We start from the raw sequence: 21,824 nt of genomic DNA, 5'->3' as shown, positions 1-21,824 counted from the left end.
AGCCCTCTTGAGAGGGCTTTCGCTTCGCGAAAGCCCTTCATTGTCCTCTGTGGCGGCAGGGCGTGGGGTCAAGGCTGGCAAAGCCACCGGGCGTAGCCCGGCTTGGCCTTGAGGCCGCGACCTGCTGCCGCAATTCACTCCGCTGTACCGTATTGTCCATTATTAAAAAACATCCCATGTCTTTTAATCTTGCCATAAGACGTAAAATGTTTTATGAGTTCTCGTATGGTTAACGCATTGAAGGGATTCTATGTCTTATGAGCGCGCGGGAAGACACGCTGGTAATGATCACGTTGAAGGATCTTGCATCCTGGGTGTCCTTCGATCAGAGCGAGGAAGGTATCGCAAAGACAATGCGGCAGATCAGGCATTGGACTCAGAACGACCTGCTTCAAACGCGATCTCAAAAAAACACGGGGAAAGGAATCCCGCGCCTGTATTCGGAAGAACCAACCTTGCAGATCGCAGGCATTCTCGCGGAACTTAGCCGATACGCAAGTTCAATCGATGTCCTGAAGCCCGTCGCCGAAGCCTTGTACGAAGAATACGAGGAAGGCGCCTTGTACCTCAGCGTGGCGCTCACCGAAATGAACGCCTTCTTGCAGGTCGCCTGGACATTCGATCCGAAGACACAGGGGATCACCGGGGCGGAGACAACGTTCTTTGACGAGATAGAAGATTGGAATGAACGCGTTTTCAACTTCACCGCGCCCTCGTCGATTTTGATCAACATGTCTCAGGTTTCAGAACGAATTTACGACAATAAGTTCGGTGGAATTCCCTACGTGGAAAGAATAGGCCGTGCCACATCCTGATTTCCAACTTCTGCTCAGAGGTCTCGACAGCCTGTTTGTGTCCTACTACTTGGACACCCTGGTTAGCGAAATCGATTGGGATGAGCTGGCATACCTGAAAGAGAAGACCGGTCGGGACCGGGGGGAAAAGTTTGGTGAACTCACCCTCGGGAGTGAAAGCTTCGCCTTGAAGCCCTTTGGCAAACACCCCTACACCTACGTCTTGGGCAACAAGGCATTCGAGATCCGATTGGGCGAGCGTTTGAGCCCATCCTGCCATGTTCAGTTCCGTAGTGAAGGGCTCTGGATGGAGGGTCTGGACCGCCTCACCAGCAGATTTGACACCTGGGTGGCGTCGATCGGTTCTCGGTTCCTCAAACCGGAGGTGGTGTCCCGTGCCGATTGGGCTTTCGACTACCACCTTCCGGTCTGGGATTTTGCACGGGACGATTTCGTCTCCAGGTCTCGCAAGGATGCCACTTGGCGGGAAAACCAGAAGGATCAAACGCACCAGTTCGGCAAGGGCGAGGTTGTTCTTCGGGTGTACGACAAGGTGGCTGAAATCGAAGCGCAGAGCGCCAAGGCGTGGTTTTTCGAGCTCTGGGGACGAAAGGACCATGTGTGCCGCGTCGAATTCCAGATCCGGGGCGAGCGTTTGAAGGAAGGGGGCATCCGGACCATGGCGGATCTGCGGGAATTCCAAGGCGATATCCTTCGAGAGCTGGCGACCAACCATACCTCCCTGCGCAAGCCCAATGGCGACAGCAACCGATCGCGCTGGCCCCTGCACCCGCTGTGGAGCCAATTGACCGATGACATCGGCACGCTGCCGCAAACCGGCCTGGTCAAATGCATCGATCAGATGGCTCCGGTCGAATGGCGACTGGACCGGTCAGGCAAGATGGTTCACGGGTACCTGAAGAATATTGCGGCCTTGCTGTACTGCCGGGACGGGGGCACAGGGGCGCCGGATCTGGATGATGTGTTGGCGGAATTGCCGCATGTCATAGCCCAGCACCACAGTCCGGTGGCATGGTCGGATGACGTGACACAGCGGATCAAGGAAATCGAGTTGGGCCAATGATTGATCCGCGCGACATCGGCAATTTGATCAATGTGCGTAAAGCGCACCTGCTGACTGTCGCGGAGGCGGCTTTGCCGCAATCCCAATTCAAGGCTTTCAGGAAAATCGTGCTCGACGAACTCGGACGGAACGGACTGGAGGGCGATATTCAAGCCCTACTCAGCGAGCACGCGGTGCAACAGAATGGATAGGAACGGGCCGGACCAAATCAGGCATGAAAGGAGGTTAATCATGCGTGCCAGAGCCCGACCAGAAGCGAACTAATGACCGGGCGGTAGCCACCGATTGGATGGATGAGTTGCCCATTACAGAGGCTGAGTTGGATCTTGTCGAGCGCCATTTCCTCGATCTTCTTACGTCCATGATCCAGGCTCAATGAAACATAGGAGGCGTTGGGATGGGAAAGAGAGTAGCCTTGTATCTGCGGGTTTCGACGGCAAGGCAGGCCGAGAAAGACCTTTCGATCCCTGACCAACGTCGCCAGCTTGAACGCTACTGTGAACAAAATGGCTGGTCAGTCGTCGCAGACTATGTGGAACCGGGTGCTTCAGCGACCAGTGACCAGCGACCAGCTTTTCAACGTATGATCGACGATGCCACGTCTCCGGATCAGCCGTTTGACGTAGTGCTCGTCCATAGCTATTCGCGGTTTTTCCGCGACGCCTACCAGTTCGAGTTCTTTCGCCGTCGGCTGGAAAAGGCCTCGGTTTCGGTGGTTTCGATTTCCCAGCAACTGGGCGATGACCCCATGGCGCAGATGCTGCGCCAGATGCTCAATCTCTTCGACGAATACCAGAGCAAGGAAAACGCCAAACATGTTCTGCGAGCGATGAAGGAGAATGCCCGACAGGGATTCTGGAATGGCTCTCGGCCTCCCTATGGGTACAGAACCTACGTCGTCGAAACCCGAGGCGACACGGCGAAAAAGCGGCTTCAAATCGATGAATCCGAAGCCGGAATCGTCCAACAGATATTCGAAGTGTACCTCGGAGGAAACGGAGTTCGCGCTGTAGCGGACAGATTGAATGGGAAGGGTTTGCGGTATCGCAGAGGGCGGCTTTTCGGTGTCAGCCTTGTTCACGCGATCCTGACCCGGACCGCCTACAAAGGCGAACACGTTTTCAACAAGAAGTGCAGCAAGACGAAGAGAACCAAAGACCCGTCGGAATGGGTAATGTTCGAAACACCCACTGTCATTGAGCCTGAGCAATTCGACCGGGTTCAGGCATTGCTGGAAAAACGGCGACCGAGCCAGACCCCGCCGCGTGTCGTCAACGGGCCGACTCTGCTGACAGGCCTTGCCAAGTGTGGTGATTGCGGCGGCGGGATGACCCTGCGGACAGGCAAAGGTGGGCGATATCGCTACTACACCTGCAACACCCGTGCGACCGAAGGAACTTCCGGCTGCAAGGGCCGGAACATCCCCATGGGAACCCTGGACGCCATCATTCTTGAGCAACTGGAAAACCGGTTATTCAAGCCTAACCGTCTGAAGGCCTTGCTGGCGACACTGATGGACCGAAATCGCAGCCACTTAGAAGGCTTGCAGGAACAGGCCAAGACGTTCCGTAAGGAACTACGCGCCACCGAAGAGAAGATTGGCCGTCTATACGATGCCTTGGCCGATGGAACAGTGGAGAACACCGACGGGTTTAAATCTTCCCTTGGTCGGCTCGACCAGCGGAGGGAAGATTTGTTACGGCAAGTCAGCCAGTTGGACCGGCGCCGCGACATGCCCAGTCTGAAACTGACGCAGGGCCACTTGAAGCGATTCGCGGAAGCTGCCCGCGCCAAACTGCACGATCCAGACAGTAAGTTCCGCAAGGACTATGTCCGCCTGTTCGTGGACAGGGTTGAAGTCGATGATGCGGAAATCCGTATCTTTGGATCGAAATCAGCCCTGGCCGGAGCCGCTCTCGGAATGACAGAACCGGACACCGATCCGGTGCCCAGTTCTGTTCCGAAGTGGTGGGCCCAGCAGGACTCGAACCTGCAACCAGACCGTTATGAGCGGCCGGCTCTAACCAGTTGAGCTATAGGCCCAAAACACAGGGTCCGTAGCCTAGGGCAACCGGACCGGGATCTCAAGTACCCGCGCCCGCCTAGGTATCCAGGAAGCTGCGCAATTTGCGCGAGCGGCTGGGATGCTTGAGCTTGCGCAGGGCCTTGGCCTCGATCTGCCGGATCCGTTCGCGGGTGACGCTGAACTGCTGGCCGACCTCTTCCAAGGTATGATCAGTGTTCATACCGATCCCAAAGCGCATGCGCAGCACCCGCTCTTCGCGGGCGGTGAGGCTGGACAGCACCCGGGTGGTGGTCTCGCGCAAATTGGAATGGATGGCGGCATCCAGGGGCAGAACGGCGTTCTTGTCCTCGATGAAGTCGCCCAGATGGCTGTCTTCCTCGTCGCCGATAGGAGTCTCAAGGCTGATGGGCTCCTTGGCGATTTTCAGCACCTTGCGCACTTTTTCCAAAGGCATGGAGAGTTTTTCAGCCAGTTCCTCGGGCGTCGGCTCGCGACCGATCTCATGCAACATTTGCCGCGAGGTGCGGACCAGCTTGTTGATGGTCTCGATCATATGCACCGGAATACGGATGGTGCGGGCCTGATCGGCGATGGAACGGGTGATGGCCTGACGGATCCACCAAGTGGCATAGGTGGAGAACTTATAGCCACGCCGGTATTCGAACTTGTCCACCGCTTTCATCAGACCGATGTTGCCCTCCTGGATCAGATCCAGGAACTGGAGGCCGCGGTTGGTGTATTTCTTGGCAATGGAAATCACCAGGCGCAGGTTGGCCTCGATCATTTCCTTTTTGGCCTTGTTGGCCTCGCGCTCGCCTTTTTGTACCGTGCCCACCACACGACGCAATTCGGAAATGGGCAGACCGGCTTCCTGGGAAATCACGGCGATTTCCGAGCGGGTGTTTTCGATTTCGTCGGTATAACGCTCGGCGAAGCGGGTCCAGCCCTTGCCCTTGGCCGACATGCGCTCTAGCCAGGTGGGGTCCAGTTCGTCGCCGAAGTAGTTTTGCAAAAAGTCGTCGCGCTTGACCTTTGACGAAGTGGCCCAGCGCAGCAGACGCCCCTCCATGCCCATGAGCATCTTGTTTAGGGCATAGAGCTGTTCGACCAGCTGTTCGATACGGGTGTTGTTCAGATGCACCGTATCCATCAACTCGATCAGCTCCTTGCGCAGCTTGGCATAGCGCTTCTCGGCCGACGGCTTGACGTCGGTGCCCGCCTGCAAGGCTTCCAGGCGCTGCAATTGCACCTTGTGGAGCTTCTCATAGGTTTTGGTGATCTTCTCGAAGGTCTCGATGACTTCCGGCTTCAGCTTGGCTTCCATGGCCGACAAAGACAGGCTGGTTTCTTCCAGATCCTCGTCATCGTCGCCATCGGCGCGGCGCTCGCCCTCTTGGCCTTCCTCGGCGCCGTCCTCGGCAGAGCCCGCCTCGCTGTCGGAATCGCTTTCCTCGGTCTTGACTTCGGGTTCCGGCTGATCTTCGCCAACGGGCGCGGGATCGGCGGATCCTTCGCCCGCTCCGGCGTTTTCGCCGCCCTCACCGCCTTCGGCTCCCTCACCTTCTTCGCCCGCCGGCGGGCCACCGGCTCCGCCGTAGGTGGCTTCCAAATCAATGATGTCGCGGAGCAGGATGCTTTCTTCCTGCAACTGATCATGCCAGGCACAGATGGCGCGAATGGTCAGCGGGCTTTCCATCAGGCCGCCGATCATCATTTCGCGACCGGCCTCGATACGCTTGGCGATTGCAATCTCGCCCTCGCGCGACAGCAGCTCCACCGAGCCCATCTCGCGCAGGTACATACGCACCGGATCATCGGTGCGACCCATCTCGTCCTCGTCGACGTTGCCGGCGGGAGAAGTGGTCGTGGCAGCGGGTTCGACAGCTGTTCCCGTTGTCTCGGAGGCTTCTTCGGCTTCCTCGTTCTCGACCACATTGATGCCCATCTCGGACAGCGAGGCCATGGTGTCCTCGATCTGCTCCGATGAGACCTGCTCGGGCGGCATCGCCTGATTCAGTTCGTCAATGGTGACGTAGCCCCGCTCTTTGGCGCGGGCGACCAGTTTCTTCAAGTTGGCGCCCAGCGTGTCGATCAGCGGGCTGTCAGCGGATTCTTCACCGCCGGACCTGTTTTCCGCCGTGTTCTTGGTGGTGGCCATGAATACCCCGTATTGGTGTTCGCCGTTGTTGTTGCTTCTGACGGCCCTGGGACCCGTGATGGAAAGGGAGGCGTCCAGCAAAAAACTCCTCGGAGCGCCGACTTGCGTTGCGTCGCGCGCGGCTCACAAAGAGGATAGTGCTGAAAAGGTATGCTCCCGCCGACCCATCAAGGCCCAAAAAACCCGGAGCCTGCGTACTTAGGCGAGTCCCGCGCGTCTGTCAAGCAACTAAGACCCCATGCGCTCAAGGGGTTAATCTTCATCCGCGTCGTCATCAACGCCCAGGCGGACGCGGATCATTTCCATGCGTTTGGCCAGGTCGTCATCGGACATGGCATCGCTGGCCGCGGAAAGCTCCCGGCGGATGCCATCCTTGAGCTGTCGGTTGCGGTACCGCGACCAGATGGCCTCCACTTCCGTTGCTTGTGTTTCCGGGTGCAATGGCCCCCCGGCGCGGCGCATGACCCGCACCTCGTCGGTCGTCAGGATACGGCTCAGGGCACCGCCGTGCCCCCCTTCGGTCAGTTCGGCAACCACCTCCGCCGAATCGCGTTGCCGATGATCGCTGAGAAGGTCCACCAAGGCCTGGCGCAGGCGCTCGTCCCCGGGATCACGAAAGGCCAGGCGACCGAACTCCTCGTCATAGGTCTCGAACATTGCCGGACGGCAGAGAAACAGCGCCAGCAGCAGTTGATCCTCGCGCCGGGAAGAATCCACATGGGCTTCGGCGGCGCCCTCGGGACGGTGCAGGACATCGGTGCGTCGGGTGGATCGATGCCCCCCCTGGGATCGATGGCCCGCCTTATGGCTCGGCTTGGCCCAAAATCGGCTTTCGTAGGATTCCAGGAATGTCTTGCGCACTGTCGGATCCTGAATACGGAATACCCGGTCCTTCAGTTCCTTCCATAAGGCCGCCCGGCGCTCCGGCGTATTGGCCCGGGCGCCTTCGACCACCCAGGTCCACAAGGCGTCAGACAGGGGTCGGGCGGTTTCCAAGACCTCGCGCATGGCCCCGGGCCCCTCGCGACGGATCAGGCTGTCCGGGTCCTCCCCGGTGGGCAGCAAGGCAAAACGCAGGGACTTGCCCGGCTGCAATAGGGGCAGGCAACGGTCGGCCGCACGGGCGGCGGCTTTTTGCCCGGCCGCGTCGCCGTCGAAGCAAAGCACCGGCTCCGGGGCGATCCGCCAGAGCTCCTGAATTTGGTCTTCGGTCAGGGCGGTGCCCAAAGGGGCAACGGCGGTATCGATTCCCGCCTGATGCAGGGCGATCACATCCATATAGCCCTCGGTGACTGTTAATTGGCCGCTTTTGCGGGCGGCAGGCAGGGCCTGAGCCAGACCATAAAGAGTGCGACTCTTGTGAAACAAAGGCGTTTCCGGGCTGTTGAGATACTTCGGTTCGCCGTCCCCCAAGGTGCGACCGCCGAAAGCGATCACCTTGCCGCGACGGTCGGTGATGGGAAACAGCACCCGGTCTCGGAAATAGTCATAGGGTGCCCGGCCATCGTCGGGACGGCGGGACAGGCCGGTCTCGACCATCAAATCCTCGTCCACGTTGGCCCTGGCCAGGGCCGTCTTCAATCCACCGCGGCGAGAGGGGGCAAACCCCAATCGGAACCGGGCGATGGTGCCGTCGTCCAGTCCGCGCTGACTGAAATAGGCCAATCCGCTGGCCCCCTCAGGCATGCGCAACTGCTTTTCATAATGGGCACAAGCCAGTTCCATGGCATCAAGCAAGGTGGTGCGGCGCTCGGCCTTTTGGCGTTCTTCCGGCGAATCCACCGGCACTTCCAGCCCCGCCTCATCGGCCAACTTCTCCACCGCCTCGGGAAAGGAGAGGTTTTCCGTATTCATGACGAAATCGATAACACTGCCATGCACGCCGCAGCCAAAGCAGTGGTAGTGATCGTCATAAACATAAAACGAGGGGGTCTTTTCCTTGTGGAACGGGCACAGGCCTTGATGTTCATTGCCCTTGCGGATCAGCCGGGTGGTCCGACCGATCACGTCCACCGGGCGCAGCCGGGCGCGCAGTTCATCAAGGAATTGCGGCGTGAAGGCCATGATCGATCCGCTACTCGCGTCGTTGACAAGGATGAACTTGAATTAATAGCAAACCCATGGACGGCTGGACCGAAAAAAAGCACTCAACGGAAACCGCGGTGCTTTTTCGGAGCTTGTCCAAGGACCCGATCAATTCTTTTTGGATGGATGGTTTAGGAAAACTTTGCCTTGACGACGGCGCTGGCCTTACCGAAATCCATCTGACCGGCATAGTCTGCCTTCAGCACGCCCATGACCTTGCCCATATCCTTGAGGCTGGTGGCCCCGATCGCCGCCACGGCTTTTTCCACGGCCGCCAACAATTCATCGCCCTCGAGCTGTTGCGGCAGAAAGGTCTCGATAACGCTGATTTCGTCGGCTTCCTGACGGGCCAGTTCAAGACGTCCGCCCTTTTCATACATGGCGATGCTTTCCCGGCGCTGCTTGACCATGGACTGCAGCATGGAAAGAATCTCGTCTTCTTTGACGGCCTCGTCGTGGCCCTTGCCTCGGGCCGCGATATCTCGATCCTTCAACGCCGCCAGGATCAGCCGCAGGGTCGCCACTTTCTGGCTGTCCTTGGCCTTCATGGCAATGTTCAGTTCTTCTTTCAAGCGCTCGCGAAGCATGTGCAAGCCTCCCTATCGGGCCGGAAAGCGCAAACCCTAGCCGATCCTGAGCAAAAACGCAAAGCTTCAACGCCAAGACAACCAATTGATAAATAAGAATTATTCAAATTTCAAGCCAGGGGTTGACGGGCTGGCCTGGTTGCCTTACATGGTCGCGGTTACCCTCAAGCTGGAGCATTGCACCCATGGCCGACTCCCAAGCCGCGCCCGAAACCACCACCGCACGCCCCGTCGCCCCATTGCCCGAGGGCACCTGCCCACCGGGCACCACCGCTGCCTTGGTGTTGGACGACGGCACCATCTTCTGGGGCCAAGGCGCGGGGGCCAAGGGTGTTGCCATCGGCGAAGTCTGCTTCAATACCTCGATCACCGGCTATCAGGAGATCATGACCGATCCCTCCTATGCGGGACAGATCATCACTTTTACTTTTCCGCATATCGGCAACGTGGGCACCAACCCAGAAGACGTGGAGACCACCACCCCGGCGGTGCGCGGCTGCATTCTTCAAGCCGAGATTACCGACCCGGCGAATTGGCGAGCCACGCGGCATTTGAATGACTGGCTGGAGGGCAACAATCTGGTCGCCATCACCGGTGTCGATACCCGCCGCCTGACCCGTCGGATCCGCGATGGCGGGGCCCCCATCGGGGCGATCATTCATGATCCCTCGCAAAAGATCGATACGCATGCCCTGCAAACCATGGCCGCTTCGTGGCCCGGATTGGAGGGCATGGACCTAGCCAAGGAAGTGACCTGCGCGCAAACCTATTCCTGGGACGAGGCGACTTGGGTTCTGGGCGAAGGCTACGGACTGCAACAAGATCCCAAGTATCACGTGGTCGCCATGGATTTCGGCGCCAAGCGCAATATCTTGCGCTGTCTGGCCGCCGCCGGCTGCCGGGTGACCGTGGTTCCCGCCTCCACCAGCGCCGATGACATCTTGGCTCACGAACCGGACGGCGTTTTCCTGTCCAATGGCCCCGGCGATCCGGCGGCCACGGGCGAATACACCGTACCGGTGATCCAGAAGTTGTTGGCAAGCGGCAAACCGATGTTCGGCATCTGCCTGGGCCATCAAATGCTGGCCTTGGCCCTGGGCGCCACCACCCACAAGATGCACATGGGGCATCGCGGTGGTAACCAGCCGGTCCAGGACCTGGAGACAGGGAAGGTGGAAATCACCTCGCAAAACCATGGTTTCGTGGTCGACCGCGAGAGCCTGCCCGACGGCGTCATCGAGACCCACAAGTCTCTGTTCGACGGCACGGTGGAAGGCATCCGGGTCGAAGGGAAGCCGGTATTTTCCGTGCAGTATCACCCGGAAGCCAGCCCTGGCCCGCAGGACAGCCACTACCTGTTCAAGCGCTTCATCGGACTGATTGCCGAGAGTCGCTAGATCACGTCGCGCCTGTCCAACGGGTCCGATCGGACCCGACAGGCGCTAAGGGGCTATTCCCAACAATTCCGCGCCTCTTCCATAAGGTCATAGAGTGCCGGGGCGGCCAGGCGGCTGGCCAGGCTCTCCCACCAGGGTCGCTCATCCAGATACTGCCGCAGATCCTCAATACTCCCGGATTCCGCCAGCACCTCGGTCCCGGTCTCGACGATACGCAGGCGGCATTGCCCGTTGGCGGCGGGGGAGGCACTGACCGTGCGGGTCTCGCCGTTGCAATCCCTGAGCGGCCAAAGCAGGTCCATGAGGATTGGCCGCTTGCCCTTGCAGATGAACCGCAGCCCCCGGCGCAGGGCAAAATAATACTGGTCCGAGGCCACCATTCCCTCCTCGCCGTTGGCGCGCAGACGGCAAAAGCGGTCGGTCTTGGCCCTGTCCTGAGGGTATTCGATATCCCGCTCCCGGTCGGCGTGCAGCCGCTGGCACTGCGCTGTCAGATCGAACCCGGGCGGCAGGGCGCGAACCGGGTGGGCAACCAGGATCAAGGCGGTGGCAAAAGTGACAATGCGAGTCCACATGCCCATTGGTAACACATCCCCCATCTACCGTTCCTGCTTCTGACCTGATAGACTTCGGCAAAATCGAATGGGGGGAGCCATTTCATGCCAAGAAACGTGAGCGCCGAAGCGCGCAACGCCGCTGTGCGGCAACTGAACGACCGCAGCGGGCGGGTCCTGATTTCCTTGGTCCGGTCACAGACCGTCGACCTTTTCGCCGAAAACCTGGGCGGTGATCTGCGCAATCAGCTGGAAGCCCTGCGCAGCCGCTCGCCGGACGGCGTGAAGGTGGCCGTAGATCGCATCGAGCGGGATGGCGACGGCTATCTGGTTACCCTGGATGCCGCGGCCGGGGAGACCCTGCGCATCAAGGATACGGACGCCGGGCCCTTTGCCCGCACTCTGGGCGGCGGCCTGTGTAATCTGAGCAAGGACCTGGAAGTGATCCTCGACGTGCTGGGCGAGGGCCGGGACAATGCCCCGCGCGCCGACTATCTGACCTGGGCCGATGCCGGAGATTCCTTTCCCGGCACCTTGGTGGACGGGCTTTCACGCACCTCGCTGATCTTCCAGTCCAAGGACTTCGAGAAACTGATCGTCACCCAGCGTGGCCCCACCTATGACGCCGAGGCCATCGACCTGTGGCAACAAGAGACCGACTTCTATGGCAGTGGGAACGACGTGTTGTTCGTCGGCCAGGAGCCGCAGGACTCCCGTAAGTTCGACGCCATCATGCAGCGCAAGCTGAAAGACAAGGGCCTGCGCGTGTTCTGGCTGGTGGGCGGCAATCAACTCAAACAGCTCTACACCGAGTACCGCAGCTTTCTCTCCATCGTCGACGTGGTCAGCCTGAACCTGTCGGAAGCAGCGCAATTCTTCGCCTTCGAGCCCCTGGGCCGACGGCACAAGGACGCCACCGAGCTGCGCATCATGTATGCCAAGGAAATCAGTCGTCGCATCCTCGATTACGGTGCCAACTACGTGGTCATCACCGACGGAGCCAAGGGCGCCAGTCTGGCCCGCAAGGCCCGCGGCGGGCAGGTGGAATTCGTTTATTCGCCGCTGATTCAGGAAAACTCCATCGAGGTCGACCCCGCCGTGCGCGAGGATACCGGCTGCGGTGACAGCTTCGCCGCCTCCATCGGCGCCTATTTCCTTACCGGCGGCCCCATCTTCAAGCTCAACGAGGCGGCCAACTTCGCTCATTACATCGCTGGGATCATTTATCAGCGCGCCAGGCCTCATCTGACCGACAAGGACCGGGGCTTCGTTGAGTACGCCTTGACCAAGGCCCGGGCCTCCGGCGCTTTTGTCGGCAAACACGAGACTTTCAAGCGCAACCATTGCCAGATCCGCCCGGCGACCATCATGCCGCGCGGGCCGCGCAACAACGTCTTGGTGCTGATCCTTGGCGGCAATCCGGCGGACCCGGACCAACCGGCCATTACCGGCGCCGGCGCGGCGGTGGAAAACCTGGCCCGGGCGATCGCCAAGAACGAGTATCCGCTGGGCCCGCTTGTGCATGTTGTGCCCCGGGTGATCGCCCATCCCTCGGCCCAGGGCCGCGCGGGGATGGTGTCGCTGGACCCAGCCGAGATGCAGCAGCGTATCGAGAGCGGTCGCTTCTGTCCCGAAATCGGTGACCTGGAAGGCCGCACCGGCATCCTCAACGGGGTGCTGACCGAGGATCTGAGCGGGGCCGAGGGGGTCTATGTCTTGCGGGCGGGTTTCCTGGAGGCCATGGAGATCCTGTCCTCGGAGGATTTCGCCGATCTGTTCGCGGACATCAAGATCTGGCACTTCGCCACCGAGAACATCGACGAGCGCCTGGTCTGGCATACCAAACGCAAGGGCGTGTCACGCGAGCAGAGCCAGGAAGTGATGCGACAGGCCCTGCGCGACAACATGATCCGCGCCCAGGAACCGCAGGTGCGCTTCGCCTGGGCCCATGCCACCAACCTGGACGATTTCGAGCGGGAAATGACCGAGGAATTGATTCGACGGTTGGACGCCCTGCTGGCCGGGGTGTTTCGGGGGTAGATACCATGGACGCATGGCAAAATTCTCCTCTGTGCAAGGCTCCCCATGGCTTGGCCGGCCAGATAGGATTGCGGCAACAGATGATTCCCGGTAAAAAACAGAGTCATGTGCGATCAAAAACACCATAAGTCCCCCGAGGACCTGCTGAACGCCAACCGGGATTGGGCGGCGGCCAGGCTGGGCGAAGACGCGGAATTCTTTAAGCGCCTGCGCGATGTGCAAACGCCGAACTACCTGTGGATCGGCTGTTCCGACTCCCGGGTTCCGGCCAATCAGATCGTCGGTCTGCAGCCGGGCGAGGTCTTCGTACATCGCAACATCGCCAATCAGGTGCCCCTGTCCGACGTCAATTGCCTGTCGGTGGTGCAATTCGCGGTGGAGGCGCTGGGCGTCGAACATATCATCGTCACCGGCCACTATGGCTGCGGCGGGGTCAAGGCGGCCATGGACAAACAACCCCACGGCCTCCTCGACAACTGGCTGGCACAAATCAAGGACGTCTACCACGCCAATTTCGAGGAACTGCGCCTGATCAAGGACGAGCGGCAGCAGCAGGACCGCTTGTGCGAACTCAACGTGGTGCAACAGGTGCGCAATGTGGCCCGGCTATCGGTGGTGCAAATTGCCTGGGCCCAGGGCAAGAAGCTGGCGCTGCATGGCTGGATCTACAGCCTGCGAGATGGGATCCTGCGTGACCTTGGCGTCGGGTTGGAAGGCCCCGCCGATCTGCATAGCGTGTTCAAGCTGACCGAGGCCCCATAATCGGGAACAGGCTCTAGATTCCAGAGCCTTTCTTACCCTCTTCGGCGGATTTCTGACCGATGGCCTCCACCAAGTTGAGGGTAAAGGCCGCCCACAGAGTTTGACGCTCCTTGCGTTGTGCCATCCGCTGATCGTTGATCTCCTTAAACAATTGGCGGACGCTTTCGATCATTTCCCCGTCAACCAACCGATCCACACGGTCCACCAATTTGGCGGCAAAGATTTCCTCCAATTGCAGACCGAGTTCCACGTTCTCCAACAGCGCATCGGCTCCACCAACTTTTCCGCCCAGGGCGTCCAGGAGAAGGGTTTCAAAACCTGCCGCCTCGTTGCGAAAATGGGCCACCGCGCCATCGGCGGCCAGGATGATCCGCTTGGCATCGGCGAAATGGCCTAAGGCGGCGGCACGATCGTGGCGCGACATCTCGGACAGGCCGAGCATGAAACTGACATAAGCGGCGTCGTTGATCACGTTCATCCCCCAGATCAACTGTTCCAACCCGGCATCCGCCGCCAGATCATGGACAAGCAGGTCGTAGGTGGCCCGGTTGAAGGTTCGCCAGGCCTCCAATTCAAAGATGGTATGGGCGATCACCGGGATTTCCTTGTCCTGCATCTCCTTGGTGACAGGCTTGCCTTCGAGGGCCTCGAAAAGATCATAGGCCTTGTAGTAGGCGTCCCGAGAGGATTTGCGTGCCTCGGTGAACCCATCGTGGAAGGCCACGAGAGGATCGAAGGGACCCCGGAGGAGCTTGGCCCGGTAGATGGATGGGACATCATAGTTGTCGATGTAATCAATGAAGGCTCCCGCATCCCAGGTGTAAGGGCCGAACCGGTCATCAACGGTTTTCCATTCATTGTGCCCGGACAGATAAAGGCTGATGGTTCCCAGAATGTTATCGGTTTGTTGCAGATAGAGATCCAACCCATCGACTAGGCGACGGAAGTTCTCATCCAGGGCCTTTTTCAAGCTGGTGTTCCGGGCGATCTTAAGCAGGATGCGGTGGGTCTGATCATCCGCTTCCGCCTCTTTCGGGATTTTGGCCAGCGGCGGTGGTCGCAGTTTCTGCAACCCCATCCTTTCCGGAACTTTCACCCCGGCCTCGGCCAGGCAATCTCGCAACGAGTCGTAGACCATGTCGATGCTGTAAAGGGGGTAGGAACGCTTGCCTTGCGGTATCTTCACGGAGAGGAAGCGGGCATCGGTCGCCTGTTCGATGAAGTGTTCGGGTAGCGGCGAGATATATAGCCGCCCTTTGTTGTAGACCCGACCGTCAAATGGTAGAGGCGTGCCATCGTCGAAGATCAGGGTGCCTTTCACCGTTTCGCCGTCCTTCAGGTTCCAGTCCTTTTCCGAAAAAGCCAGTCGGGTTTTGCCCAGTACCGGATACTCGATCAACGCCATGCCCCGGGTCAGTTTGTGGTCCGGCACGACAAGACAGGCCTCCAAGCGACCGTTATCCGGATGGCGGGAAACCTGGCCTGCCCAGAAGTCGGTATTGGCGGTGGTCTTGCTGGTCTCGGTGTTCTGATTCTTCTTCTGATTCCCCGAACCAAACATTTTCAAGGCCTTGAAAACCTTGTCGGCGTTGTCTTCGAAACGGTCATGGGCATTGCGGCGACCAAACTCATAGGCCTTCCAAATTGCGGTAAACTCAGCCTTCTTGAAGCTTCCGATGGATGCCAGATCCACCATTGTCTTCATGGCGTCGACTAGCTGCTTCTCGGAGCGCAGTTTCTCGGCATTGCGTCGAGACTTTGCCGTCAAGTAACGAATCAAAGGATTTTTGCTTTCAGTAGCAGTATCCAATGCCAGAAAACCGAATTTTTGCCGATCTTCCTCGATTTCCTCCAAGGCATTGCTTGCAATGTTTAAATACTGAGTGCTTTTGTCAAGCAAGGGCCCGCAAGGCTCTCCATCTATTAATCGCACCAAATAGCAATTGAAAACATAGGCTAAAGCTAGGTCTTGGGAGTGATGCAGACTTTCTGCGGCGGAGCCGTAGTCGTCAAGCCGACTGTGGAAGAACGTCAGGCGCATCTCCACCTCCAGCAATACGATTGCCGAAACAGATCGGAACCAGATCGAATTGAGTACCGTATCAGTTACGGTATTCCCAGCCTCTATTGCCTTGCGATGATCTCTTAGTTCCTCCCACAGGCGGTCTATTCGTCGAAAGTAGCGCCCCAAAATCTCAAGCAGATCTCCTTTCGCACCGGGATAAGCGTATGATTCAACGTCGTTTGCCAATTCTTGCGCGGTTTGATTCAATCCTTCGCGCTGTTCATTCCACAATTTCGGAATCGATTCGAGGAAAGCGTTCCCGATTTTTCTAGATGTCTCGTCTTCTTGTTGAATCTGGATCAAGGCGTTGGAAACAGCGCGCAATCCAAAGTTGAAATTATTGAGAGTGGTCGAGTATGCTCGATCCAAGATCCGGATCAGAATCATGACTCGATCGGCGCGCGCCGTCGTCTCAAGCCCGGGTAGAGCTCTACGGATCCGCGCCATGCGGTCTTCGAAAGGCACCAGGGCTTCCAGATACTTCTTTTCCGGCTGTTCTTTGGATTGTTTCGGCTCTGGTGTTTCGCCATCCGCTGCCTCGGCCACCGGAGCCGTCAACCAGATCGCCAAGGAACATCCAAGAATAAACAGCCATCTATGCAATGCGATGCGCATACTCATCCTCCGCATTGGCCCAGGGCGCCCCGGACAATGGACCGCCCCAAGGTTATACAGATACGATTATGCCGATATGTCTTGCGACAAATCTACCATTAATTTTGAGGCTGTTGCGACCCCCGCCAGGCCCGAATCTGCTCGATCAGCGCCGTGGTGGAGCCGTCGTGACTGCGGGGTTCGGCGTCGCCGGTGAGTTCCGGCAGAATCACCCGGGCCAGCTGCTTGCCCAGTTCGACGCCCCATTGGTCATAGGAGTTGATCCCCCAAACCACGCCCTGGACGAAGATCTTGTGCTCGTAGAGGGCGACCAGTTGTCCCAGGGCATGGGGGTCAAGGGTCTTGAGCAGGATCGAGTTGGTCGGACGATTGCCGGGGAACACCTTGTGCGGCAGCAGGGCCGCGATCTGTTTTTCGGACTTCCCTTGGGCCACCAGTTCCTCGCGCACCTGGTCTTCGGTCTTGCCGGTCATCAGGGCTTCCGGCTGGGCCAGGAAGTTGGACAGCAGGATCGGGTGGTGGTGCGGCATGGGGTTATGGGTTTCCGCCGTGGCGATGAAATCGCAGGGGATCAGGTGGGTGCCCTGGTGAATCAACTGATAGAAGGAATGCTGGCCGTTGGTGCCTGGTTCGCCGAACAGGATCGGGCCGGTGGCGTAGGGGACCGGCTGCCCGTCGCGGGTCACCCGTTTGCCGTTGCTTTCCATATCGGCCTGTTGCAGATAGGCGGCCAGTCGATGCAGGTATTGGTCATAGGGCAGCACCGCATGGGCATGGGCGCCCATGAAGTCGCCGTACCACACCCCGAGCAGTCCGAGAATGGCCGGGATGTTTTTATCCAGTGGCGTGGTGCGGAAATGCTCGTCCATCTCATAGGCGCCTTGCAGCATGTCCTCGAAGCCGTCCATGCCGATGGCGATGGCGATGGGCAGGCCGATGGCCGACCACAGGGAATAACGTCCGCCCACCCAGTCCCAGAACTCGAACATATTGGCGGTATTGATGCCGAAGGCGGCCACCGCCTCGGTATTGGTGGATAGGGCGGCGAAATGACGCCCCACCGCCGCCTCGCCCAACTGGTCGGTCAGCCACTTGCGCGCCGACTGGGCATTGGTCATGGTTTCCTGGGTGGTGAAGGTCTTTGAGGCCACCAGGAACAAGGTGGTTTCCGGATCCAGATCCTTGAGGGTCTCGGCCATGTGGGTGCCGTCCACATTCGAGACGAAATGCACCTTCAGGCGGGGATGGTGATAGGGCTTTAAGGCCTCGCAGGCCATCACCGGGCCCAGATCGGAGCCACCGATGCCGATATTGACCACATCGGCGATGGGCTTTCCGGTATGACCGGTCCAATACCCTTCGCGCACGGATTCCGAAAACCGCCGCATGTGATCGAGCTCGCGCCGCACGGCGGGCATCACATCGACCCCATCCACATGGATTGGCCGGTCGGAGCGATTGCGCAGGGCCACATGCAGCACCGCGCGGTTCTCGGTGTTGTTAATATGCTCGCCGGCGAACATCCGACCGCGCCAGATCTCCAGATCCGCCGCCTCGGCCAGGGCAAAAAGCTTGTCCATGGTCTCACCGGTGATACGGTTCTTGGAGTAGTCCACCAGCATATCACCCAACCGCAGGGAGAAAGTCTCGAAGCGGCCCGGGTCCTCGGCGAACAAATCACGCATATGGACATGGGTCATGGCCTCGGCATGCGCTTGCAACGCTTGCCAGGCGGACGTCTGGGTCAGGTCGGACATGGGCTGGATTCCCCCTGGATTCGCCGGGTATTGGGACGACTCGTTCGATGGGTTCAAGCCTAGCAGACATCGTGCGGGGTCACCAACCCGATGGCGCCCAATTTCGCTTCACGCTATGATCCAATACCGCTTGGCAAAGGAAAACCCTTGATGACCGAAAACTGGCTTGCCGCATTTCCCCCGCTGGCAGCGCTGCCAGACGATCAGCGTCAAAGGCTCTTGCAGATTGCCCAGATCGCAGCCCTGCCCGCCGGGCAAACGGTATTTCACGACGGCGGCGCCTGCGCCAACTACCTGATGGTGATCGACGGCAGTGTTCGGGTGCAGATGGTCGCTGAAAGCGGGAGGGAAATCGTGCTCTATCGGGTGGAGAAGGGGCAGACCTGCGTCCTCACCACCTCCTGCCTGATGGCCGGGGAGGATTACAACGCCGAGGGCCTGACCGAGACCGACGTCACCGCCGCCATTCTGCCCGCCGCCGCTTTTCAGGATTTGCTCGCCACGTCTCGCATTTTCCGTGCCTTCGTTTTTTCCGCCTATGGCACGCGGGTCAATGGCTTGCTGGCACTGATCGAGGAAGTGGCCTTCGGGCGTATCGACCAGCGCCTTGCCCAGTTTCTGCTGGATCGAGGCCGGGAATCGGCCAGCCTTCCCCTCACCCATCAAGACATCGCCGTGGAGCTGGGTTCGGCCCGCGAGGTGATCAGCCGTCAGTTAAAAGAATTCGAGCGGCGGGGGCTGGTCCGCCTCGCCCGGGGCCGTATCGATCTGGCCGACCGGGAGGGATTAGGGCTTGTGGCAAAATAAATCTCCCCTAGGTGACTTGGTCACCGACAGGCTCGCCCAGGACCGTCATGATGGGTCCATGTGATCCCATCATCGTCCAACGGAGATTTTTCCAATGCCTCATAATGTCGGTTTTCTCGATGGCTTTTTGCGCGTTCTCGTCGGAGGCCTGCTGCTCACCTTCGCCGCCGTGGCCGAAGGCGTATCCTATCGCTGGGTTGGCCTGATTGGTATCGTGCCGGTGCTGACCACCATGCTTGGCTGGTGCCCGGCCTACAGCATCCTCGGCATCAAGACCTGCCCGGCCAGCGAAAAATAGGGCCTCCGCTTATTCCGCGCGTTCCTATTGAGGCGGCCTCCATCCGGTGGCCGCCTTTTGGGTCTTAGTTTCGGGGCGGGGTTGCCGCGTGGGAACAGATGATGTAATCTCGCGCTGACCATTCGGGACCGGCCACGCTTCCCGCCAAGCTACTGGTTTCAATGATTTTTTCCTTCCGTCCTCTTCCAATGGACGCGCAAGACAGAGGCAGCATGTCACAAGATTGGACCCCCGACCGTATCAAGCTCTTAACCGAATTGTGGAGTGAAGGCCTGGCCACCGGAGAAATTGGCCGCCGCCTGGGCTTCACCAAGAACGCCGTCATCGGCAAGGCCCACCGCCTTGGCCTGCCCAAACGGCAGTCCCCCATTCAGCGAGCTGCCGCCGCCAAGAAAACGACGCCGCGCGAGACGGCGCCAGCCAAGAAGGCCTCCAAGGCTCCGGCGGCCAAGGCCGAACCGGCCGTTGCCGCTCCCAAGCCCGAGCCCAAGCCGGAGCCCAAGCCGGCCCCCGTGGCCAAAGCCAAGAAATCTGGCAAAAACGAGATCATCACCTTGGACCAGCTCACCCACGGCATGTGCTGCTGGCCCATTGGCGAGCCTGGCAAACCGGACTTTCAGTTCTGCGGCGAAACAGCGGTGCCCGGCAAGCCCTATTGCCTGCCTCATTGCCAGATCGCCTATGTGAAAAGCAGCAAGGGGGATCGCGCTGATCGAGCCAAGAAACAGGCTGCAGCAGCAGCAGCGGCTGCCGCCGCGACAAAGGCGGATGCCGCCGCGTAAAAGAGCTTTTGCGGATTGGTGTACCCACGGGCAGGCCTTTTAGGTGCTGCCCGTTTGCTTTTTTGATTGAATGCTCAGACGCCCCTCGCCCCGCAGCGCCGTTATGGTCCGCGACAACCGGGCCAGGGCCACGCTCAGGTGAGCATGGGGCACACCGTCTTTGTATTTGAACGCCAGATCCTCTTCGACCACTCGGCGGGCACGCTCCGACATATTGGCAAACAAACGATCCTTCAGAGTCTTATCTGCCTCTCCCGCCTTGAGCAGCATCAAAATATCGTCGGGTTCGGAGGCATGGAGCAGGGCCTGTAACCCCAGGTTATCGGCGGCCTTTATCAAGGCGATCAGGTGCGCCTGCACTTTGTCCGGAGTGACCGCGCCGCCGCTGACCAACTTGTTCAGTTGCGCCAGAAGCTGCTTCAGATCCGATTGATCCAATGTCACCCGCGCATCATCGAAAGCGAGCAGGTATTGGTTCTTGCCGAGAGCCTTGGCGCTGATTTTCATGACCGGATCCGTTGTTGAAGATGCCCCAAAGTGACACAGCACGAGAGACGAAATCAAGACGACCCCTTGATTTGTCGACTCTTTAGGGTCTAGGATCATGCCGTTATGACCCACTTGACCCAAACAGGCTGGACCGCCCTCGCGGCTGTCGCGATGCGAATTACCGGCCCGGTTCTCCGCTGAGAACCGGGCCTTCCCGTTCGCCTCAATGTTATTCGACTGTTTGGAGTATCCCGTCATGTCCCTGACACCCTTCCGGTCCGCTGCGACCGAGCCGCAATCATCCACCGCCTGTTTTTCCGTCCATGCCGTTGCCGATGCCGGGGTCATGCCCCGGGTGATGGAGGCCTTTGCCAAGCGTGGCCTGGTCCCCACCACCTGGTACAGCACCGTGCGCAATGTTCAACGGGACGACCTGCAAATCGACATCCAGGTCCGCGATATGCATCACGACCAGCGGGAAAAGTTAGCCGCCGCCCTGCGCCGCATCGTTGGGGTCGAGGTGGTCTTGACGGCGGAAAAGGATGCGGTGGCTCTCAGCGCCTGAACCGACCATGACCGAAGCCCGCCCCCTGCTCCGTCACCTGCGCCGCTGTAACCGCTGGACACCGGATTTCTTCGTGCCCTTCGTGGTGGCCGATCAGCAGGTGGGCTGGGTGCGCCGGGAATTCATCCCCGTCTGCAGCCGCCATCCGGAAGTGTTCGGCTGCTCCGATGACCGAGTAGCGGTGCTCGACAGGTGGCAAACCGTGGAGGACCGCACCCGGGCCATGGACCCGGCCCTGCGGCGCATGGCCGAAGAAGGCCATTTCACCAAATGGCGGGACGAGCTTTATGCCGCCGTCACCGCCCCGGGCGCGTCGCCGTTGCTGTATTTGGAACGGGCAGCGGTGGCCCGGTTCGGAATTCTTGGCACCGGGGTCCATCTCAATGGCTATTTGACCCAGAATAGCCGCCCGCATATGTGGATTGGCAAACGGGCGCTGGACAAACCCACAGCGCCGGGAAAGTTGGACCAGTTGGTCGCCGGCGGCCAGCCCGCCACCCTGTCGCTCATGGATAATCTGATCAAGGAATGTGCCGAGGAAGCCGACATCCCCGAACATCTGGCGCGCCGCGCCCGGCCAGTGGGGGCCATCTCCTATCAGTTGGAACGGGAAAACGGCATGCGCCGGGATATCCTCTATGTCTATGACCTGGAGGTCCCCGCCGACTTCACCCCGCGCAACACCGACGGCGAGATCGACCACTTCCTGCTCTGGTCCATCGAACGGATTATCGAGGAGTTGGAAACGGCGGATAGCTTTAAATTCAATTGTGCCCTGGTGGTGATCGATTTCCTTATCCGCCACGGCCATTTACCGCCAGAACACCCCGAGTATCTGGCCTTGCAACAGGGTCTGCGCACCCACGATGGACGACTGCAATCCGCCCCTATCGCGGGCCGCCCGGACTCCCCGATTTCCCTTGACCCCCCCCCGGCTTTCCCGTAAACAACGGGCCTTC

Annotated in this window: 19 protein-coding genes, 1 tRNA gene and 1 pseudogene; 13 read left to right on the top strand and 8 right to left on the bottom strand. The window is 59.5% G+C overall.

Annotated elements, in window-relative coordinates; translation table 11 throughout:
• Positions 1–257 precede the first annotated feature (257 nt).
• From MGMAQ_RS02350 to MGMAQ_RS21585, 5 genes and pseudogenes are all read left to right on the top strand, one after another.
• The gene (locus tag MGMAQ_RS02350) at positions 258–815 is read left to right on the top strand and encodes a hypothetical protein (RefSeq protein WP_046020269.1); all 558 of its coding nucleotides are present in this window, start codon (positions 258–260) and stop codon (positions 813–815) included.
• Positions 802–1,878 carry a hypothetical protein gene (locus tag MGMAQ_RS02345; RefSeq protein ID WP_046020268.1) on the top strand — a complete coding sequence of 359 codons (1,077 nt, stop codon included), beginning with the start codon at positions 802–804 and terminating at the stop codon, positions 1,876–1,878. The genes MGMAQ_RS02350 and MGMAQ_RS02345 overlap by 14 nt, the downstream gene beginning before the upstream one ends.
• Entirely contained in the window at positions 1,875–2,069 is a 195-nt protein-coding gene (locus tag MGMAQ_RS02340; protein ID WP_046020267.1) for a hypothetical protein, read from the top strand. Before MGMAQ_RS02345 ends, MGMAQ_RS02340 begins: the two co-directional genes overlap by 4 nt.
• Positions 2,070–2,113: 44 nt before the next feature.
• Positions 2,114–2,257 carry a hypothetical protein gene (locus MGMAQ_RS20915; protein WP_158498751.1) on the top strand — a complete coding sequence of 48 codons (144 nt, stop codon included), beginning with the start codon at positions 2,114–2,116 and terminating at the stop codon, positions 2,255–2,257.
• Between the two features lie 18 nt (positions 2,258–2,275).
• Positions 2,276–3,280 (top strand): annotated as a pseudogene (locus tag MGMAQ_RS21585) (recombinase family protein); the annotation flags it as partial.
• A 564-nt stretch (positions 3,281–3,844) separates the two neighbouring features.
• Here MGMAQ_RS21585 and MGMAQ_RS02330 read toward each other — a convergent pair.
• The 4 genes from MGMAQ_RS02330 to MGMAQ_RS02315 form a co-directional block, all read right to left on the bottom strand.
• A tRNA-Ile gene (locus tag MGMAQ_RS02330) sits at positions 3,845–3,921 on the bottom strand.
• A gap of 59 nt (positions 3,922–3,980) precedes the next feature.
• Positions 3,981–6,062 carry an RNA polymerase sigma factor RpoD gene (rpoD, locus tag MGMAQ_RS02325; RefSeq protein WP_046022869.1) on the bottom strand — a complete coding sequence of 694 codons (2,082 nt, stop codon included), beginning with the start codon at positions 6,060–6,062 and terminating at the stop codon, positions 3,981–3,983.
• Positions 6,063–6,314: 252 nt separating this feature from the next.
• On the bottom strand, positions 6,315–8,126 hold the full coding sequence (dnaG, locus tag MGMAQ_RS02320; RefSeq protein ID WP_046020265.1) for a DNA primase: 1,812 nt from the start codon (positions 8,124–8,126) through the stop codon (positions 6,315–6,317).
• A gap of 152 nt (positions 8,127–8,278) precedes the next feature.
• Positions 8,279–8,734 carry a GatB/YqeY domain-containing protein gene (locus MGMAQ_RS02315; protein WP_046020264.1) on the bottom strand — a complete coding sequence of 152 codons (456 nt, stop codon included), beginning with the start codon at positions 8,732–8,734 and terminating at the stop codon, positions 8,279–8,281.
• A gap of 185 nt (positions 8,735–8,919) precedes the next feature.
• On the opposite strand from MGMAQ_RS02315, the gene carA reads away from it, so the two are divergent.
• Positions 8,920–10,131 carry a glutamine-hydrolyzing carbamoyl-phosphate synthase small subunit gene (gene carA, locus MGMAQ_RS02310; RefSeq protein ID WP_082085218.1) on the top strand — a complete coding sequence of 404 codons (1,212 nt, stop codon included), beginning with the start codon at positions 8,920–8,922 and terminating at the stop codon, positions 10,129–10,131.
• A 53-nt stretch (positions 10,132–10,184) separates the two neighbouring features.
• Here carA and MGMAQ_RS02305 read toward each other — a convergent pair whose 3' ends face one another.
• The gene (locus tag MGMAQ_RS02305) at positions 10,185–10,712 is read right to left on the bottom strand and encodes a hypothetical protein (protein ID WP_046020263.1); all 528 of its coding nucleotides are present in this window, start codon (positions 10,710–10,712) and stop codon (positions 10,185–10,187) included.
• A gap of 78 nt (positions 10,713–10,790) precedes the next feature.
• Between MGMAQ_RS02305 and MGMAQ_RS02300 the strand changes: the two genes are divergently transcribed.
• Both MGMAQ_RS02300 and MGMAQ_RS02295 read left to right on the top strand, forming a co-directional pair.
• The gene (locus tag MGMAQ_RS02300; protein WP_046020262.1) at positions 10,791–12,725 is read left to right on the top strand and encodes a carbohydrate kinase family protein; all 1,935 of its coding nucleotides are present in this window, start codon (positions 10,791–10,793) and stop codon (positions 12,723–12,725) included.
• A gap of 105 nt (positions 12,726–12,830) precedes the next feature.
• Positions 12,831–13,487, top strand: a complete 657-nt coding sequence (locus MGMAQ_RS02295) for a carbonic anhydrase (protein WP_046020261.1) — start codon at positions 12,831–12,833, stop codon at positions 13,485–13,487.
• 13 nt (positions 13,488–13,500) lie between these two features.
• Here the strand turns inward: MGMAQ_RS02295 and MGMAQ_RS02290 are convergent, their stop codons facing one another.
• Complete coding sequence (locus MGMAQ_RS02290; RefSeq protein ID WP_046020260.1) at positions 13,501–16,167, bottom strand: hypothetical protein; 2,667 nt, start codon at positions 16,165–16,167, stop codon at positions 13,501–13,503.
• A 98-nt stretch (positions 16,168–16,265) separates the two neighbouring features.
• Positions 16,266–17,924: a glucose-6-phosphate isomerase gene (pgi, locus tag MGMAQ_RS02285; protein ID WP_046020259.1), complete on the bottom strand. Its 1,659-nt coding sequence runs from the start codon at positions 17,922–17,924 to the stop codon at positions 16,266–16,268.
• A 150-nt stretch (positions 17,925–18,074) separates the two neighbouring features.
• Between pgi and MGMAQ_RS02280 the strand changes: the two genes are divergently transcribed.
• From MGMAQ_RS02280 to MGMAQ_RS02270, 3 genes are all read left to right on the top strand, one after another.
• Positions 18,075–18,731: a Crp/Fnr family transcriptional regulator gene (locus MGMAQ_RS02280; RefSeq protein WP_046020258.1), complete on the top strand. Its 657-nt coding sequence runs from the start codon at positions 18,075–18,077 to the stop codon at positions 18,729–18,731.
• Positions 18,732–18,825: 94 nt separating this feature from the next.
• Positions 18,826–19,029, top strand: a complete 204-nt coding sequence (locus MGMAQ_RS02275; protein WP_046020257.1) for a DUF2892 domain-containing protein — start codon at positions 18,826–18,828, stop codon at positions 19,027–19,029.
• A 212-nt stretch (positions 19,030–19,241) separates the two neighbouring features.
• Positions 19,242–19,811, top strand: a complete 570-nt coding sequence (locus tag MGMAQ_RS02270) for a GcrA family cell cycle regulator (RefSeq protein ID WP_052716057.1) — start codon at positions 19,242–19,244, stop codon at positions 19,809–19,811.
• A 39-nt stretch (positions 19,812–19,850) separates the two neighbouring features.
• Here MGMAQ_RS02270 and MGMAQ_RS20910 read toward each other — a convergent pair whose 3' ends face one another.
• Positions 19,851–20,318: a FliG C-terminal domain-containing protein gene (locus MGMAQ_RS20910; protein WP_046020256.1), complete on the bottom strand. Its 468-nt coding sequence runs from the start codon at positions 20,316–20,318 to the stop codon at positions 19,851–19,853.
• Positions 20,319–20,556: 238 nt separating this feature from the next.
• On the opposite strand from MGMAQ_RS20910, the gene MGMAQ_RS02260 reads away from it, so the two are divergent.
• Both MGMAQ_RS02260 and MGMAQ_RS02255 read left to right on the top strand, forming a co-directional pair.
• Positions 20,557–20,865 carry a hypothetical protein gene (locus MGMAQ_RS02260; RefSeq protein WP_046020255.1) on the top strand — a complete coding sequence of 103 codons (309 nt, stop codon included), beginning with the start codon at positions 20,557–20,559 and terminating at the stop codon, positions 20,863–20,865.
• Between the two features lie 7 nt (positions 20,866–20,872).
• Positions 20,873–21,811: a DUF4743 domain-containing protein gene (locus MGMAQ_RS02255; protein WP_052716056.1), complete on the top strand. Its 939-nt coding sequence runs from the start codon at positions 20,873–20,875 to the stop codon at positions 21,809–21,811.
• Positions 21,812–21,824: the final 13 nt, after the last annotated feature.

It is taken from the genome of Magnetospira sp. QH-2 (assembly GCF_000968135.1).
Lineage (GTDB): Bacteria > Pseudomonadota > Alphaproteobacteria > Rhodospirillales > Magnetospiraceae > Magnetospira.
The sequence above is the reverse complement of the archived record's forward strand: the minus strand, read 5'-3'. Positions and strand labels throughout refer to the sequence as shown.